At 70.5% G+C, this 18,305-nt stretch carries 9 protein-coding genes and 1 pseudogene; 2 read left to right on the forward strand and 8 right to left on the reverse strand.

All coding sequences use genetic code 11. The features are described from left to right. Window positions 1–15: 15 nt before the first annotated feature. The 6 genes from OG927_RS02065 to OG927_RS02090 all read right to left on the reverse strand — a co-directional run bounded on the left by OG927_RS02065 (window position 16) and on the right by OG927_RS02090 (window position 7,056). Complete coding sequence (locus OG927_RS02065; RefSeq protein ID WP_319099670.1) at window positions 16–1,092, reverse strand: aldose epimerase family protein; 1,077 nt, start codon at window positions 1,090–1,092, stop codon at window positions 16–18. Beyond that, window positions 1,092–2,129 (reverse strand): LacI family DNA-binding transcriptional regulator, encoded by a 1,038-nt coding sequence (locus OG927_RS02070; RefSeq protein ID WP_056788080.1) that lies wholly within the window; start codon window positions 2,127–2,129, stop codon window positions 1,092–1,094. Before OG927_RS02070 ends, OG927_RS02065 begins: the two co-directional genes overlap by 1 nt. A 56-nt stretch (window positions 2,130–2,185) precedes the next feature. Further along, window positions 2,186–3,253 carry an ABC transporter permease gene (locus OG927_RS02075; protein ID WP_056788084.1) on the reverse strand — a complete coding sequence of 356 codons (1,068 nt, stop codon included), beginning with the start codon at window positions 3,251–3,253 and terminating at the stop codon, window positions 2,186–2,188. Further along, the gene (locus tag OG927_RS02080) at window positions 3,250–4,266 is read right to left on the reverse strand and encodes an ABC transporter permease (protein ID WP_124283215.1); all 1,017 of its coding nucleotides are present in this window, start codon (window positions 4,264–4,266) and stop codon (window positions 3,250–3,252) included. The genes OG927_RS02075 and OG927_RS02080 overlap by 4 nt, the downstream gene beginning before the upstream one ends. Continuing rightward, complete coding sequence (locus tag OG927_RS02085; RefSeq protein ID WP_056788090.1) at window positions 4,263–5,870, reverse strand: sugar ABC transporter ATP-binding protein; 1,608 nt, start codon at window positions 5,868–5,870, stop codon at window positions 4,263–4,265. The genes OG927_RS02080 and OG927_RS02085 overlap by 4 nt, the downstream gene beginning before the upstream one ends. Window positions 5,871–5,970: 100 nt before the next feature. Then, complete coding sequence (locus tag OG927_RS02090; RefSeq protein ID WP_209471110.1) at window positions 5,971–7,056, reverse strand: ABC transporter substrate-binding protein; 1,086 nt, start codon at window positions 7,054–7,056, stop codon at window positions 5,971–5,973. A gap of 474 nt (window positions 7,057–7,530) precedes the next feature. Between OG927_RS02090 and OG927_RS02095 the strand changes: the two are divergent. Together OG927_RS02095 and OG927_RS02100 are read left to right on the forward strand one after the other, a co-directional pair. After that, window positions 7,531–9,690: pseudogene (locus OG927_RS02095) on the forward strand (beta-L-arabinofuranosidase domain-containing protein); the annotation flags it as partial. 89 nt (window positions 9,691–9,779) lie between these two features. Next, the gene (locus OG927_RS02100) at window positions 9,780–12,131 is read left to right on the forward strand and encodes an AbfB domain-containing protein (protein WP_330319587.1); all 2,352 of its coding nucleotides are present in this window, start codon (window positions 9,780–9,782) and stop codon (window positions 12,129–12,131) included. A gap of 65 nt (window positions 12,132–12,196) precedes the next feature. Here OG927_RS02100 and OG927_RS02105 read toward each other — a convergent pair whose 3' ends face one another. Together OG927_RS02105 and OG927_RS02110 are read right to left on the reverse strand one after the other, a co-directional pair. Continuing rightward, complete coding sequence (locus OG927_RS02105) at window positions 12,197–15,532, reverse strand: LamG-like jellyroll fold domain-containing protein (protein WP_330319588.1); 3,336 nt, start codon at window positions 15,530–15,532, stop codon at window positions 12,197–12,199. Between the two features lie 173 nt (window positions 15,533–15,705). Further along, window positions 15,706–18,138: a GH92 family glycosyl hydrolase gene (locus OG927_RS02110; RefSeq protein WP_330319589.1), complete on the reverse strand. Its 2,433-nt coding sequence runs from the start codon at window positions 18,136–18,138 to the stop codon at window positions 15,706–15,708. Window positions 18,139–18,305 lie beyond the last annotated feature (167 nt).

Genomic DNA, 18,305 nt, shown 5'->3' on the forward strand with positions numbered 1-18,305 from the left:
GCCCGCGGCCGGGCCTCAGCGCTCCAGGTGGGGGAAACGCAGCTCGGTACGGCTTCGCGCCGTCTCGCCGGGACGCAGTACGGTGCTGGGCTGGCCGGGCCGGTTGGGCGAGTCGGGTAGGTGCTGGGTCTCCAGACAGACCGCGCCGTGGCGGTCGTGGGACCGGCCGTCGCCGTCGGTGAACGAGCCGTCGAGCTGGTTGGCGGTGTAGACCTGGATGCCGGGCTCCGTCGTCCACACCTCCAGGACGCGGCCCTCGTCGGGGGCGGTGAGCCGGGCGGCGCGGCGCAGTCCCCCCGCCGGTGCGCCGGCGGGTTCACGGAGCACCCAGCAGTGGTCGAAGCCGCCCGCCAGGCGCAGCTGTTCGTCCTCGAGCGCCGTCCGCTCCCCCAGGACGCGCGCCGCGGTGAGGTCGAACGCAGTACCCCGCACTGCGACCGGCGGTCCCGCGGGGATGCCGTCGCCGTCCACCGGGAGGTAGGTGTCGGCGTCGACCTCCAGCAGGTGGCCGAGGACGTCCCCGTGGCCGGCCAGCTCGAAGTAGGCGTGGTTGGTCAGGTTGACGACCGTGGCGCGGTCGGTGACCGAGGCGTAGTCGACGGCCAGTGTGCCCGCGGTGTCGAGGGTGTACGTGACGGAGACGTCCAGCGCTCCGGGGAACCCCATGTCCCCGTCGGGGCTGTGCAGCGTCAGCCGCACGGACGCGGTGCTGTCCGTGGTGTCGGAGGTGGCGTCCCAGATCTTGGTGTGGAAGCCTTCGGGGCCGCCGTGCAGAGCGTGGCCGCGGTCGTTGGCGGGGATGTGGTGCGTGGCCCCGTCCAGGGAGAAGCGGCCGTGCGCGATGCGGTTGGCGTAGCGGCCCACGACGGCTCCGAAGTACGGGTGCTTCCCCGTGTAGTCGTCGATCGTGGCGAGCGAGCGGACGACCGAGGCGGCGGAGCCCGCGGTGTCGGGCACGGTCAGGCGGTGCAGGGAGGCGCCGTAGGTGAGGACCTCGGCACGGACTCCCGTACCCGAGTCGAGGGTCCACAGGCCGGTCTCGGTCCCGTGGGCGGAGCCGAACGGTGTGCGGTGCACGGTGGGGCGCGGCATCAGAGGTCCTTGGGAAGAACGGATTCAGGCCCGGACGCGGTGGATTCCCGGACGATGAGGCGGTAGCCGGGGCGCGGCCTCCGTGGTTCGGCGACCGGGTTCCCCGACAGCCGCTCGACCAGGCTGTCGACGGCGAGCCGGGCGATGGCTTCCTTGTCCGGGGCGATGGTCGTGAGTGTCGTGGTGCCGTAGCTGCTCTCCTCGATGTCGTCGAAGCCGACGACGGCGATGTCGTCCGGGATCCGCAGTCCGCGTTCGGTGATGGTCCTCATCGCCCCGATGGCGATGAGGTCGTTGTAGGCGAACACGGCGTCGGGCCGTTCCCCCCGGTCCAGGAGGGCGGCCATGCCGGTGGCTCCGTCCGCGCGTCCGTAGCCGTCGGTGACCACGACCAGGGACTCGTCCGCCTCCAGTCCGGCGGCGGCGAGCTCCTCGCGCCAGCCCCGCAGCCGCAGATGGGCGGGCTGGCGTTCGCGGCCCGTGCGGGAGCCGAGGAAGGCGATCCTGCGGTGGCCCAGGCCGATGAGGTGGCCCACGGCGGCGCGGGCCGCCGCCACGTTGTCGATGGCGATGTGGTCGTACGGTGCCTCGTACTCGCGTTCACCCAGCAGGACCAGCGGTGCCGTCTCGGTGCGTGCCATCAGGTCCTCGGTCTCCAGATGGATGGGACTGAGGATGAGCCCGTCGATGACGTGGGACCGGAATCCCTGGCTGACCAGGAGCTCGTTCTCCCTGAGGCCGGCGGTGTGGTCGACCAGGACGGTGTAGTCGTGCCGGGCGGCCGCGTCGACGACGGCTCCGGCGAGCTCCGCGAAGTACGGGTTGCCGAATTCGGGTACGGCGAGGGCGATGATGCCGGTGCGGCCCTTGCGCAGGTGGCGGGCGGTGAGGTTCGGCCGGTAGCCGAGCTCGTCGATCGCCTGCTGCACCTTGGCGCGCATGGCGGGTGTGACGTGCTGATAGTTGTTCACCACGTTCGACACGGTCTTGATGGACACGCCCGCCCGTTGCGCAACGTCCTTGAGGCTGACGCCCACGGCACTCCTTGGATCGACTCGGCTCGATGGTTCGGTTCGGTACAGCTGGTCCGTCGTCAGGTGCTTCTGCGACTGCGCGCGAGATAGCGCTGGGCCACCACGACAACGATAAGGAAGCCTCCGCTGACCACCGACTGGTACGAGCTGTTGAGCGAGCCGATCTGGTTGATCAGGTTCTGGATGACGGCGAGCAGCAGGACGCCCCACAGGGTGCCGCTGATCGAGCCGGCACCGCCGATGAGCAGGGTGCCGCCGATGACGACGGCGGAGATCGCGTCGAGCTCCATGCCCACGCCGACGATGGTGACGCCGGAGGAGAGCCTGGCCGCGTTGAGCGCGCCGGCGAGACCGGCCAGCAGGCCGCTGAGCGTGTAGACGAGGATCTTCGTACGGGCGACGGGGAGGCCCATCAGGGTCGCCGCGTCGCTGCTGCCGCCCACGGCGAAGAGCGTCTGTCCGAACGAGGTGCGCTGCAGGACGAGTCCGCCGGCGCCGAAGAGCACCAGCGCGACGAGGATCGGGTAGCCGAAGCCCCAGACGCTTCCCTGGCCCAGCTCACCGAAGGCGGAGTCCTTGGGCACCAGGTAGGTGGTGGCGCCCTCGTCGGTGATGGCGAGCAGCAGGCCGCGCGCGCCGAGCAGGGTGGCGAGGGTGACGATGAAGGGGGCCATGTTGCCCCGGGCGATCAGGAGGCCGTTGAGCAGTCCGATCGCGCCGCATGCCACGAGGGGGACGAGCAGGGCGGCGAGGAAACCGTACTGCGAGGCCCAGGCGGCGAGGACTCCCCCGAGGGCGAAGACCGATCCGACCGACAGGTCGATGCCGCCGGTGATGATGACCATCGTCATGCCGAGTGCGACCACGGCGAGGAAGGACGCCTGGATGGTGATGCCGCGGGCGTTGTCCAGGGACGCGAAGGTCGGATAGATGAACGAGGCGGCGATCACGACGGTCAGCAGGACCGCCAGCACGCCCTGACGCTGGAGGAGTTCGGCGACACGGGCCCTGGTCCCCGGCTCGGAGGCGGCTGCGGGGCGGGGCCCCTTGCCGCCCGGTGTGTCCGTCCTGGGGACGGCGGGGGCCGGGGCTGCGGGCGCTGCGGGTGCGGGTGTGGTTTCGTTCATCGGGACCGACGCTCCCGGGCGACGTAGACGGCGGCGATGATGATGGCCGCCTGGGCGATCTGTGCGGTGGAGTCCGGCAGGTCGTGCTTGACGAGCGTGGCGCGCAGGAGCTGCATCAGCAGGGCTCCGGCCACGGTGCCGAGCACCCGGATGGACCCGCCGTTGAGCGGCGTGCCGCCGACGACGACCGCCGTGATGGCGGAGAGTTCCATGAGGGTGCCGAGCGAGGACGGGTCGCTCGCGGTGAGCCTGGCCGTGGCGAGGACTCCGGCGAGGGCGGCGAGCACACCGCAGAGGACGTAGACGCCGATGAGGACGCGCTTGACGGGAAGTCCCGCGAGGGCCGCGGCGGACCGGTTGCCGCCGACGGCGACGATCTGCCGGCCGAAGGTGGTGCGCTGCACCAGGAAGGCGACGGCGACGGCCAGCACCCCGGCGATCCAGACGACGAGCGGGACACCGAGGAAGGACCCCGTTCCCAGCGACAGCAGGTCGGGGTTGACGATCTGCTTGAGCTGGCCGTCGGCCATGACCAGGGCCAGTCCCCGGCCGCCGACGAAGAGGGCGAGCGTGGCCACGATGGGCTGCAGCCCGATGAGGGAGACCAGGGTGCCGTTGACGGCTCCGACGACGGCACCCGCCAGGAGCGAGACGACGAGTGCGGGTACCAGTCCGTATCCGAGGTAGAGCGGCAGGAACGCGGCGGCGAGCGCCATGGTCGAGCCGACGGACAGGTCGACGCCCTCGGTGCCGATGACCAGAGCCATGCCCAGGGCGACGATGACGATGGGGGCGACCTGGACGAGCTGGGTGCGGAAGTTGTCGGCGGTCATGAAGTGGTCGGTGAACAGGGCGTTGAAGAGCAGCACCACCGCCACGGCGACGTACACGCCGTACTCCTGGTACCAGGCCGGGTCGCGCAGCCGGGCCAGCGGACCTGTGGACCTGGCGGGTTTCCCGGGTTCGGCGGGCTGTGCGGGTTCTACGGGCGGGGAGACGGCGGCCTGGGTCATCGGGGGTCCTCCTGTGCGGCCGGGGCCTTGTCCTCCGGCGCCGGTGCGTGGTCGGCGAGCACTTCGAGCAGCCGGTCCTCGGCCACGTCGTCGCCCGCCAGTTCGCCCGCGACGGCTCCGCCGCGCAGGACGACGATCCGGTCGGCGCCCTCGATGAGCTCCTCGATGTCGGAGGAGATGAGCAGGACGGCCAGGCCTTCGCGGGCGAGGTCGTCGATGAGGCTCTGGACCTCGGCCTTGGCGCCGACGTCGATGCCCCGGGTGGGTTCGTCGAGCAGCAGGACCTTGGGTTCGAGGCAGAGCCAGCGGGCCAGCAGGACCTTCTGCTGGTTGCCGCCGGAGAGTTCGCCGACCTTCTGCTCGGGGCTCGACGCCTTGATCCGCAGGCGCTTCATGAAGATGTCGACGATCCGGTCCTGCTTGGCGCGGGAGACGACACCGGCCCGGGACAGGCGCGGCATCGCGGCCAGCACGATGTTCTCGCGTACGGAGAGGCCGGGGACGATCCCCTCGGCCTTGCGGTCCTCCGGCAGCAGGCTGATCCCGGCGCGGATGGCGGCGGCCGGGGTGAGGCGGTTCAGGGCGGTGCCGTCGACGGTGAGTTCGCCCGCGTCCAGGTGCAGGGCTCCGGACAGGGCCTTCGCCGTCTCGCTGCGGCCGGAGCCGAGGAGTCCGCCGAGGCCGAGCACTTCGCCGGCGTACAGGGACAGGGACACGTCGTGGAGGTGGTGGCGGCTGGAGAGGCCGGTCGCGGTGAGCACCGGGGTGCGAGCCGCCTCGTGCCCCTCCGCGGCGAAGCTGGTGACGCCGGAGCGGCGGACCTCGGCCATGTCGCGGCCGAGCATCATCGAGACGAGCTGCATCCGGTCGAGGTCGGCGAGGTCCCCGGTGTGGATGTGCCGGCCGTCGCGGAGCACGGTGACGCGGTCGCAGATCCGGTAGAGCTCGTCCATGCGGTGGCTGACGTAGAGCACGGCGATGCCCTGGCCGCGGAGGTTCTCGATGACCCGGAAGAGGGTCTCCACCTCGCGCGGTTCGAGCGAGGAGGTCGGCTCGTCCATGATGACGACCTGGGCGTTGACCGAGACGGCCCGGGCCAGGGCGACCATCTGCTGGGTGCCGATGCCGAGGGTGTGCAGGGGGCGGCGGGGGTCGACGCGCACGCCGAAGCCGTCCAGCAGTTCCGTCGTCTCCCGGTGCATGCGGGCGAAGTCGATGAGGCCGAAGCGGTTCCGGGGCTCGCGGCCGAGGAAGATGTTGCGCGCCACGCTCATCAGCGGGACGAGGTTGACCTCCTGGTAGATCGTGGAGATCCCGGCCTGCTGTGCCTCGAACGGCCGGGCGAACCGGACGGGTCGGCCCGCCATCCGCAGGTCTCCCCCGTCGGGCCGGTACACCCCGGTGAGCACCTTGATGAGGGTGGACTTGCCGGCGCCGTTCTCGCCGACCAGCGCGTGCGTCTCCCCCGCGCGCAGGGAGAAGGAGACGTCGTCCAGGGCGACGACGCCCGGGAACCGTTTGCTCACCGAGCGGGCTTCGAGCACGGGGGACGCCGTGGACGCGGCCGCCTCCGGTGCCTGAGGTACTGCTTCGGGTGGTGCCATGGGTGGTCGTGGCCTTCCGCTGTTCCGAGGGGGCGGGCCCGGGGCCGCCGTGGCCTCCTGCGAGTGCCGCGGCGGCCGGGGCCGTGGGGATCGGGTGGGGTCAGTACGCCCCGCCGAGCGACGCCTCGGCGTTGGTCTCGTCGTACGCGCGGTCGGTGATGATCACGTTCTCGGGGATCTCCTCGCCGCCGTAGAACTTCTGGGCGGTCGCGAAGGCCAGCGGGCCGAAGCGCGGGTTGGACTCGATGACGGCGTTGTACTCGCCGTTGACCAGGGCCTGCACGGCGTTGCGAGTGCCGTCGACGGAGACGATCTTGACGTCCTTGCCGGGCTTCTTGCCGGCCGCCTTGAGCGCGGTGACGGCGCCGAGGCCCATCTCGTCGTTCTCCGCGTAGACGGCGGTGATCTCGGGCTTGGACTGGATGAGCTGCTCCATGACCTGCTGGCCCTTGTCGCGGGCGAACTCGCCGGTCTGCTGGGCCACGATCTCGATGCCGGGTGCCTCGGCCTTGATCTGGTCGACGAAGCCCTTGGTGCGGTCGGTGGTCACGTTGTTGCCGGAGGCGCCGAGGAGGATGGCGACCTTGCCCTTGCCGCCGGTCGCCTTGATCATCGCGTCGGCGGCCCGTTTGCCCTGCTCGACGAAGTCGGAGCCGAGGAACGCCACGTAGTCCTTGCAGGCGGTGGAGTTGACCTTGCGGTCGATGGTGAGGACCGGGACCTTCTTGGCCGCCGCGGCCTTGAGCGCCGGCTCGAGACCGTCGGAGTTCAGCGGGGCGATGATGAGGAACTGGGCGCCCTGGGACAGCATGTCCTGGATGTCGCTGATCTGCTTGGAGAGCTGCGACTGCGCGTTGGTGGTGAGGAGCTTCTTGACGCCGATCTTCTTGGCCTCGTCCTTGATGGACTGGGTCTCGGCGATACGGAACGGGTTGGCCTCCTTCTCCGACTGGGAGAAGCCGACCACCGCGTTCTTCAGGTCCAGTTTCGGCGCGCCGTAGGTCTCCAGCGAACAGCCGGCGCCGGAACTGGCTTCGGGGGTCTTGGCCGCCTGGGCACCCTGGCTGCTGTCACCGCCGGCGTTGCTCGTGGTCTCCGACTTGGAGCAGCCGGAAACGGCCAGCGTGGCGGTGGCGGCCAGCAGGCAGGCCGCGGCGAGGGTACGGGATCGACGCTGGGTCATCATGCGCGGGACGCTCCTTGGCGGGATGACGGCACGCCGTTCGGCGTGCGGTCGGGCATGGCTGGACGATGATCCACCGCTCGGTGGAAGAGGGCGCCGCATTCCTCACGACCCCGCTGCGAGCTGCGCAAACCGTGGTCGTGAGAGCCTGTGCGGCCTCTCGGCGGCTCGGTTTACAACGTTATATAGGCGCGGTGGCGCAGGCGGCAAGAGGTTGTCGATGCGTTTCCAAAATGTGTCGCCAGGGGTCCCCGCCCCTCGCACCCCTCGGCCGGGACCGGATGGCACCAGCTGGTGCGCGACCTCTGGACACCGGCTGGACGGCGTGCTGTCATACCGCCGACATCAATTTTTCCAACGTTGCAAGCATGCTGTCGCGCCCGCCTCCCCGTACGCGACGGCCGTCTTCGCCATGCGCCGGAGCGCGTCCGGGCCGGTCGCATCCCTGTCTGGCAGAGCAGAAGCGGAGTCCCGACGATGCCCCTGAACCGCAGACACGTCCTGACCGGCGCCCTGGCCACCGTCGCCACGACCGCCACGACCGGGCGCTGGGCCACCACCGCGACCGCCGCCGGCGGCAGGTCGGCAGCCGCGCGCGGTGGCCACTACTCCCCCAACGCGGCTCCCCTGCACCCGACGGCCTTTCTGAAGCTGCCGCCCGGGCGGATCACCGCACGCGGCTGGCTCGCCGGACAGCTCCGGCTCCAGCTGGACGGGCTCTGCGGCCGGTACGAGGAGTTATCCCACTTCCTCGACTTCGGCACGTCCGGATGGGTCCGCCCCGACCGTGGAGGGTGGGAGGAAGTCCCGTACTGGCTGCGCGGCTACGCCGACCTGGCGATCGTCACCGGCGACGCGACCGCGCCGGCGGCCTCCCGCCGCTGGATCGACGCGATTCTCGCGACCCAGCAGTCCGACGGCTTCTTCGGCCCGAGGTCCCTGCGGACCTCGCTCGGCGGCGGCCCGGACTTCTGGCCCTTCCTCCCCCTGATCCAGGCACTGCGCTCCTGGCAGGAGTACAGCGGCGACAACCGGATCATCCCCTTCCTCAGCAGGTTCTTCCGCTACATGTACGCCCAGGGACCCGGCGCCTTCGACACCAGCTGGATAGCACTGCGCTGGGGCGACGGCCTCGACAGCGTCTTCTGGCTGTTCAACCGCACCGGCGACACCTTCCTGCTCGACCTCGCGGACAAGATCCACCGGTACGGAGCCGACTGGGGGGACAATCTGGTCGACCCGCACAACGTCAACATCGCGCAGGGCTTCCGCGAACCCGCCCAGTACGCCCTGCGCAGCGGCTCCCCGCAGGACACCCGGGACACGTACAACACGTACGGCAGGGCCATGGACCAGTACGGGCAGTTCCCCGGCGGCGGCTTCGCGGGCGACGAGAACACCCGCCCCGGGCACGGCGACCCACGGCAGGGCTTCGAGACCTGCGGAATCGTGGAGTTCATGGCGAGCCACCAGCTCCTCACCCGGATCACCGGGGACCCGCTGTGGGCGGACCGCTGCGAGGAACTGGCCTTCAACTCGCTGCCGGCCTCGCTGGACCCGTCGGGCAGGGCGGTGCACTACATCACCAGCGCCAACAGCGTCGACCTGGACAACGAACCCAAGAGCGGCCGCCAGTTCCAGAACCCGTTCGCCATGCAGGCCTACCTGCCTGGCGTCGACCAGTACCGCTGCTGCCCGCACAACTACGGGATGGGCTGGCCGTACTTCGTCGAGGAACTGTGGCTCGCCACCCCGGACGGCGGACTGGCCGCCGCGATGTACGCCGCCTGCGAGGTGACCGCGAAGGTCGCGGACGGTACCGAGGTCACCTTCACGGAGGAGACCGGCTACCCGTTCACGGACACGGTCTCGCTGTCCCTGACGTCGCCGAAGCCGCTGCGCTTCCCCCTGGTACTCCGGATCCCGGCCTGGTGCGCAGCGCCGGTGATCGAGGTCGGCGGCCGCCGGGTCGCCGCACCCGCGGGCCCCGCCTTCACCCGTATCGACCGCACCTGGGTGAACGGCGACAGGGTCACCCTGCGTTTCCCGCAGCGCACCACGGTCCGCACCTGGGCGGCCAACCACGGCGCGGTGAGCGTCGACCGGGGACCGCTCACGTACTCGCTCCGGATAGGCGAGGAGTACCGGCGCACCGGTGGCACCGAGCAGTTCCCGGAGTACGAGGTCCACGCCACCGGTCCGTGGAACTACGGACTCGTCCTCGACACGGAGAAGCCGGCCTCCTCCCTGCGCACGCGCTCCACCGGGCGGGCGCCCGGTGACGATCCCTTCACCCTGGACGGCACCCCGCTGACCATGACCGCCCGGGCCCGCCGTATCCCCGAGTGGACGGCGGACGACGAACACGTGGTGGCGCCGCTGCAGGAGAGTCCGGCGCGCAGCGAAGAGCCGGTGGAGGAGGTCACGCTCGTCCCGATGGGCGCCGCCCGGCTCCGCATCACCTCGTTCCCCGCCGCGGCCCCCCGGGGCGCGCCGTGGCTCGCCGACCGCTGGTACCGCATCCTCAACCGCCACTCCGACAAGGTCCTCGGCGTGGACGGGATGTCCACCGCCGACAGCGCCCACGCCGTCCAGTTCACCGACAACGGCACCGACGACCACCTCTGGCAGCTGCTCTGACGGGCGTTCCTGACGCAGCTGACGCACCGCTCCCCCGCACCATCCCGGTGCGGGGGAGTTTCTCCCTCTGTGAAGGAGTCGGACCCATGAACCCTCCACGTGACCAGGGCCGCGGGCCCTGGTGGCGCAGGCTGGCCTCCGCGATCGCCCTGCCGGCCCTCGTCGCCACCGCTCTGCTGGGGGCCGGCTCGGCGCCCTCCCGGGCGGCGGCCGCCGCCTGGACGCCGAAACCCTCCCCCATGACCACTCCGTGGACCGGCCAGGTGCCGGTGGACAAACCGCTCCCCGAGTACCCGCGCCCACAGCTCACCCGACCCGACTGGGCCAACCTCAACGGCATCTGGGACTTCGCGGTGACCGGTCGCGACGCCGGACAGCCCGCTGCCTTCCCGGACCAGATCCGCGTCCCGTTCGTCGCCGAGTCCGCGCTCTCGGGCATCAAGCGGAAGATCACCGAGAACGACAAGCTCTGGTACAAGCGCACCTTCACCGTGCCGGCGGACTGGACCGGCCGCCGTACGGTGCTGCACTTCGGCGCCTCCGACTGGCAGACCACCGTCTGGGTCAACGGCACCCAGGTCGGGGTCCACAAGGGCGGGTTCGACTCGTTCTCGTACGACATCACGCCCCGGCTGAACGGCGGCACGAACACCGTCGTGGTCTCCGTCTACGACCCCACGCAGACCGGCGGCCAGGCCGTGGGGAAGCAACGGATCAACGGCGTGGACCCGCACCCGGGCGGCGGGATCTTCTACACCGCCGCCTCCGGCATCTGGCAGACCGTCTGGCTCGAACCCGTGGCCGCCTCGCACATCACCCGTCTGGACATGACGCCTCATCCGGGCAGCGGCACCCTGCGGGTGAAGGTGCAGGCGGCTTCCGCGGGCGGACGGAGCGCGCGGGTCACGGTCTCCAGCGGCGGCACGGTGGTGGGGACGGCGACCGGGGCACCCGGCACGGAGATCTCCGTACCGGTTCCGAACCCCCGGCTGTGGAGTCCCGACGACCCGTACCTGTACGACGTGCGCGCAGAACTGCTCGACGGTGCGACCGTGGCGGACTCGGTGGGCGGCTACGCGGGCATGCGGTCGATCGCGGTCGCGAAGGTGGACAACATCCTACGGCCCGTCCTCAACGGCAAGTTCGTCTTCCAGACCGGCACGCTCGACCAGGGCTACTGGCCCGACGGCATCTACACCGCGCCGACCGACGCCGCCCTCAGGTTCGACCTGCAGGCGCACAAGGACCTCGGCTTCAACATGGTGCGCAAGCACATCAAGGTCGAGCCGCAGCGCTGGTTCTACTGGGCGGACAGGCTGGGGCTCCTCGTCTGGCAGGACATGCCCGCGATGGACACCGGCAAGACGCCGGACGCCGCCGCCCGTACGCAGTGGGAGGCCGAGTACCACGCGATCATCGACCAGCACCGCAGCTCGCCCTCCGTGGTCATGTGGGTCAACCAGAACGAGGGCTGGGGACAGTACGACCAGGCCAGGATCGCCGACGAGGTGAAGGCCTACGACCCGTCCCGACTGGTCAACAACATGAGCGGGGTCAACTGCTGCGGTTCCGTGGACGGCGGCAACGGCGACGTGATCGACAACCACGTCTACGTCGGCCCCGGCAACACCGCCCCCACCGCCACCCGGGCCGCGGTCCTCGGCGAGTTCGGCGGTCTGGGGTACAAGGTCCCCGGCCACGAGTGGTACCCGGGCGGCGGATTCAGCTACGAGGACCAGGCGAGCACCACCGCGCTGAACAACCGCTTCGTGGGCCTGCTCGACGCCATCCGTGTCGGACAGCTGCCGGCCGGGCTCTCGGCCTCCGTCTACACCGAGATCACGGACGTCGAGAACGAGGCGAACGGGCTGCTCACGTACGACCGGCAGGTGGTCAAGGTGGACACCGCCCGGGTCAGGGCCGCCAACCAGGCCCTCATCCAGGCCTCGCGGACACCCGCACCGCCGGTCACCCTGCCCACCGGGCAGTACAGGTCCCTCCGCGTCACCACGCCCGGCCACACGGACAAGTACCTGCGCCACGCGCAGGGACTCGCCCACACGGCGGTCGTCGACGGCGGTAGCGGCGCGCTGCTGAAGAACGACGCCACCTGGAAGGTCGTCACCGGTCTGGCGAACAGCAACTGCTACTCGCTGGAGTCCCGCAACTATCCCGGCGAGTACCTGCGCCACCGGGACTTCCGGGTCCGGCGCGACGCGGACGACGGCTCCGCGCTCTTCGAGGCCGATGCCACCTGGTGCGCGGTCGCGGGTACGGGCGGGGTGCGGCTGTCCAGCGCCAACCTGCCCGGCAGCTACCTGCGCCACATCGACTCCGAGGTGTGGCTGGCCACCGCGGGCGGCGGTCACGCCTGGGACAACCCGGCCACCTTCACCGAGGACACGACCTGGGCGGTGGACGCGCCCTGGGCCCCGTGACCTGACCACCCATCGGACGGGACCGGCCCGGCAGCATCACGCTGCCGGGCCGGCCTCCGCCGGTCCTACGGCTGTTCGCCGTCGTGCAGCGCGGTCACCTCCTGGTCGGTGAGCGCCTTGTCGTACACCTTCACCTGGTCGACGGAACCGTTCCAGAAGTCGGTGTTGGAGCCCGACCACTTGGCGCGGCCCACGGACAGCGCACCGGTGCTGACGTCCGCGGTCCCGGCCGCCGCGGTCGCGACCGGCCTGCCGTCGACGTACAGCTTGATCTCGTCACCGCTGCGCACCCCGACCACGTGGTACCACCGGCCGAGCTCCGGCTTCACTTCGAAGCGGGCCCGGTGGGCGCCCGGCGTGGAGAAGGCGAACGCGCCCTGTCCGTACTGGAGGTAGAACGGGTTCTCCTGGCGCCGCCCGTCCTGGCTGACTACGGTGGCGTAGTTGCCCGGCAGCGCGTCGAGCGACGCCCAGGCCGACACCGTGTAGTCACCGGTGGTGTCGACGACCGGGCCGGCGGTCTCCGCGTACTGGCCCTCACCGTCGAACTTCAGTGCGGATCCCTGCACTCCGGGCGCCCAGGACGTCCCGTCGGAGAGGGTGAGGTCCTTGTGGTTCGGGCCGCTGTCGGCGGCCTTGGTGCCCTCGTTCTCGTCGAGGGACCAGGAGCCGCCGCCCTTGATCAGGTCGCGCTCCCCCGCGGCGGCACCGGCCGCGATGACCTCCTGGTTGATCTTCCGGACCTTGGCCTGGTCGACCTTGATCTCGCGGCGGTCGTACGTCCAGAGCCCGTTGAGCTCGTTCTCCAGGTCGGTCACCTGGGTGTAGACGGAGCCGGAGAGTTCGGCGCCGGCCGCTGCGAGGTAGTGCGTACGGGTGTTCTCGACGTACTTCGCGGTCAGCGCGTCCTTGTCCGCGACACCGCTGTAGATCGCGGTGGGGGCACCCGGCCACATGTGTCCGGGCATCCGCAGGGTGAAGCCGCCGTGCTCACCGTCGATCGCGGCCCGGTGGTCCGGGAAGGCCGGATCGGTGTTGTTGTAGTCGTGGTGGTCGATGATGTCGCCCTTGCCGGAGTCACCCTTGGAGTTGCAGCAGTTGACACCGCTGTGGGCGTTGACGACCCGGGACGGGTCGGCGGCCTGGACCTTCTCGGTGATCTTTCCGGTCTCGGTGCGGTCCCACTCGCCCCAGCCCTCGTTGAAGACGATCCACGCGCCGATCGAGGGGTAGTTGTGCAGCTGCTGCATCATCTCGGCACCCTGGTCGAGGAAGGCCTTCTGACCCTTCTCGCCGGTGAAGTTGCCGGAGACGAAGTCCTGCCAGACCAGGAGGCCCAGCTTGTCGGCATGGTAGTACCACCGTGCGGGCTCGACCTTGATGTGCTTGCGGACGGAGTTGAAGCCGAGGTCCTTCTGCGTCTTCAGGTCGAAGACCAGCGCGGCATCGCTGGGGGCCGTGTTCAGGCCGTCCGGGTAGAAGCCCTGGTCGAGTTCGGCGAGGGAGAAGAACGGCTTCCCGTTGAGCACCAGCTTCTGGTAGCCGCCGACCTCGGCGATCCCGAAGGACCGCATACCGAAGTAGCTGTCGACGGTGTCCTTGGAGCGGCCGTCCTTGAGGGTGACCTCCAGGTCGTACAGGTACGGGTCGTCCGGCGTCCACAGGTGCTGCTTGGCGACGGGCAGGCTCAGCTCGCTGTTGGCCGCGCCGCTGACGGTGCCGACGACCTTGCCCTTCTTGTCGCGGGCGACAGCGGTGATCCGTGCGGACTTCGAGGCGCCCTCGGAGTTGACCTTCAGCGCGAGCCGGCCCTTGTCGATGTCCGGGGTGGTCGTCAGGGAGTCGACCGCGGCGGGTGCGACGGGCTCCATCCAGACGGTCTGCCAGATACCGGAGGAGGCGGTGTAGAAGATGCCGCTCGGGTTCGCCGACTGCTTGCCCGTGGGCTGGTCGGCCCCGGTGGTGTCGGTGACCGCGACCACGATCTCCTGCGGGCCGCTGCCCTTGAGGGCATCGGTGATGTCGGCGCTGAAGGCGGTGTAGCCGCCGGTGTGCTCGGTGACCTGCTTGCCGTTGACCCAGACGCGCGCCTGGTAGTCGACGGCGCCGAAGTTGAGCTTCAGGCGCTCGTCACCGCCGCGCTTGCCGACCGACCAGCTCTTGGGGACCGTGACGAGCTTGCGGTAGAACATGTGGTCTTCGTGGCGCTCGAGTCCGGAGAGCTGGGACTCGACGGGGTAGGGCACGGTGATGCGCTCGTCGAGCGACTTGCCGAAGACCGGCTTCTCACCGGCGGTGGCTCCCGCGAACTCCCACGGCCCGTTGAGGTTCTTCCAGTCGTCGCGCACCTGCTGCGGGCGGGGGTACTCGGGGAGGGGGTTCCTGCGGTCGAACTTCTCGCCCCACGGGGTGAGCAGCCGGTGCGTGGACTGGTTCTTCGCCCTGCGGCTGATCTCCGGGACGGTCTCGTCCCCGGCCTTCAGGCCGCCCTCGCCGTCGTACGCGACCCTGACCTGCTGGCCCTTCTGGACGGCTGCGCCCAGGGTGACGACGAGCGCCTTGCGGTTGCCGGGCGCCCTGGCGACCGACTTCACGGGCATCGGCGTGGTGTCCGCCTCGATGACGAGGTGGTCCTTCACGTTCTGGAAGCCGCTGACCTCGTGGTCGAAGGCCGCCTGCAGCTTCAGGCCGTTCTCGGCGACGCTCAGCCCGACCGGGTAGACCTCGTAGTCGGCCGGCGGGGTGAACGCGGACTCGGGCACGATCTGCTTGGCGAGCTTCGCGCTCGACCAGCGCAGGAACATGTTCGCCCCGCCGATGTCCTGGAACATCTCCAGCCGGAACGTGTGCGGTTCACCGGCCTTCAGGGAGACCGGCGCGCTGGTCTGCTCCTTGTCCCAGTCCGGCACCCAGTGGTCGATGACGGGCTTGTCGTCGATGAAGAGCCGGAAGCCGTTGTCGCCGATGGCGGAGAAGGTGTACTCACCGGTCTCGGGAGCCTCGATCTGTCCGGTCCAGCGAGCGGTGGTGTGCTCGGTCCTGCCGGTGGCCGACTCGAACGCGCCGGTCAGACCGGGGAAGTTGATCTCGGGGTCGAGCGCCGTCGCACCCAGCTTCGCGAAGTCGCGGGCTCCGGGGGCGGACATGGCGAAGTACTCGCCCTTGAGGCCGTGCACCTCGGTGGACGGGTCCTCCTTCACCGGCGCCGAGGCGTTGGCGGCTCCTTCGGCGGGAGCGGCGGCGGGGGCAGCGGCGGCGGCCGGGACCAGGGTGGCCCCGACGGGAAGCAGCAGCGCCGCCGTACAGGCGAGCGTTCTGAAAAGCGTGCGGGGGCGGACTAGTTGTCGTATCAAGGCGTCGTCCTCGTCGAAGAAGCCGAAGTGCTCCGAACCGCGAAGCACTGCACATAGTCGAACATTGAGCCACAGCCCCAAACACCTGACAACGGTCGTGCACGCAGAATTTTCAACGATAGAAAATTCGCTCCCCCACCACCGGCCACATCGGGACAGGCCGGACCCGGTGAGCGGCGACGGGCCGCCCACCGGGTATCGGCACACGGCCCGTCGCCGTCCTACTGCGGCAGACCCGCAGGTCCGGTGGCCCATCCGGTGTTCGGCCGGTCAGCCAGCCGGTAGTCCAGCGACCCACCCCTGGTGACCAGTCGCGCGTCCGTCCAGGACCGGTCGCTCGGGCGCCCGTCGACCTTCACCGCGTCGATGTACGGATGTGTCGCGCCGGCCCCCGGCGCGGTGATCCTGATGTCCTTGCCCCGCGGCCGGTCGAGCACGGCGGCGGGGAAGAGCGGGGTTCCGAGCAGCATCGTGGCGCTGCCCGGCGTCTGCGGGTAGAGCCCCAGGGCGGAGAAGACGTACCAGGCGGACATGGTGCCGAGGTCGTCGTTGCCCGGCAGGCCGCGCGGGCCGGTCCCGTAGACCGTGTCCACGATCTCGCGCACGGTCTCCTGGGTCTTCCACGGCTGCCCCAGGGCGTTGTAGAGCCAGGGGGCGTGGATGCCCGGTTCGTTGGTGGGGTCGTAGCGCAGCGCGTCGCCGCCCTTCACCGACCAGGAGCCGTCCGCCTTGTGGAAGAAGGCGTCCAGCCTCTTCGCCGCCGTGTCGCGTCCGCCCATCGCGGCGGCAAGGCCCTGCACGTCCTGCGGAACCATCCAGGTGTACGTGGCGCTGGTGCCCTGGGCGAAGCCGCGGTCGCTGCCGGGACTGAACGGGCTCACCCAGGACCCGTCGAGGTTGCGGGCCTGGATGTATCCGGTCGTCCCCGCACCGTCACCGGCCTCGGGGTTGAACACGTTGCGCCACCAGCGGCCGCGCTCCTCGAAGGTGCCGGCCTCCTCGTCCCGGCCCAGCAGCCGGGCCCAGCGGCCGAGCGCGGCGTCGGCGACGGCGTCCTCCAGCGTCTCGGCGGCGCCGCCCCAGCAGTGGCAGACGTCCTGGGGCGCGTAGTGGGACTCCAGGTACTGCGCCAGGTTGGGCCGCTGGCCGGTGCACTGGCCGGGGCATCCGGCGTCGGAGAGGCCGTCGGGGTGGGGCACGGTGGCCTGGCGGGCCAGGGACTCGTAGGCACCTTCGTAGTCGAAGTTGCGTACGCCCATGGCGTAGAACGTGGCCAGGGTGGCGGCCGTGGGGTCGCCCGTCATCACGTGCGTGGCGCCGTTGACGTGGACCCAGCGGTCCCAGACGCCGCCGTTCTGCCGGGCGAAGTTGTACAGGGACTGGGCGAAGTCCCCCGCGATCTCCGGTTTGAGGAGGGCGAGGAGCTGGATCTGGGCACGGTACTGGTCCCAGCCGGAGAAGTTGCTGTACTGCGCCCCCTGTCCGCGCGCCACCCGGTGCGGCTTCCCGTCCATGCCCGGGTAGCGGCCGTCGGTGTCGCTGATCAGGTTGGGCTGCATCAGCGCGTGGTACAGCGCCGTGTAGAACGCCGTGCGCTGCGCGTCGGTCCCGCCGCCGGTGCGTACGGAGCTGAGCTCGCGGTCCCAGGCACGGGATCCGGCCCGCGCCACGTCGTCCACGCTCGCCCTCGGCGCCACCTCCTCGCGGAGGTTGGCCTCGGCCCCGGCCCGGCTGACGTAGGAGATGCCGATGCGCATGCGGACATCGTCGTCGTCGGTGGTGTCGAAGCCGACCCAGCCACCGGATCCGCGTCCGGCCCGGTCGGCCCCGGTGGCGTACCCCTCGCCACCGCTGGCGCTGGTACCGCCCGGCGCGAGGGTGCCGTCCTTCCAGGTACCGGTCGAGGCGAAGTCACGGTCGAAGGAAGCGCTGAAGTAGAGCCGGTAGTAGCTCTTGCGGTTGTTGGTACCACCGTTGGCGCGCCTGCCGCAGAACGCCCCGGTGAGCACCGACCCGGTCACCTTGCGGTGCGCGGTGTCGATCTCGACCTCGGCGTCCTCGCTGCCGTTGAGTGAGTTCGACACCCGGAAGAGCAGGTTGGCGGGCTTGTCGGCCGGGAAGCTGAAGTCGGCCACGCCCGCGCGCTCGCTGACCGCCAGGTCCGCGGTGGCGCCCGAGTCCAGGCCGAGGGTGTAACGCCCGGGCACGGCCCGCTCGTTGTCGTGCGAGAAGTCGGCCGCGTAGACGGCGTCCTTGGTGTCCGCGGACGGGGAGGAGGTGACGTCGCCGACGAAGGGCATGATCGGCACGTCACCGGCGGCGCCCGGATTGCAACCGGCACCGTTGACATGCGTGAGGCTCAGCCCGCGCAGCCGGGTGGCCCCGTACTCATAGCCGTTCGCGGCTCCGGTGCTGGTCTGGTCGCCCCGGGTACTGGTGGGCGACCACGCGATCATGCCGTACGGGAGGACGGCGCCGGGAAAGGTGTTGCCGCCGTTCGCGGTACCGATCAGCGGATCGACGTGGGCCGTTGGCCGCGTGACGAGCACGTCGGCCTGGGCGGCCGGCGGCGTGACGGCGGCGGCGAGCGTGCCGGCGAGGACGATCGCGGCGGCTCGCGCGGCGAAGCGCAGGACGGGCGGTCTGGGGGGCATGTCGTACCTTCCGCAGGGGGACAACGAGAGCGTGGACAACGTTGTCAGACTCCGTTCCCCGGCGTCCGGCACCGCTGATCACCGCGCGGCCGAGCGTAGGTCCCCGGCACGCGCGGGGAAATGCCCTGGGCGGATCCCGCCGGTGAACGGGTGGTGAAGGAACCGGC

The sequence above is a fragment of the Streptomyces clavifer genome (genome assembly GCF_036345975.1).
Classification (GTDB): domain Bacteria; phylum Actinomycetota; class Actinomycetes; order Streptomycetales; family Streptomycetaceae; genus Streptomyces; species Streptomyces clavifer.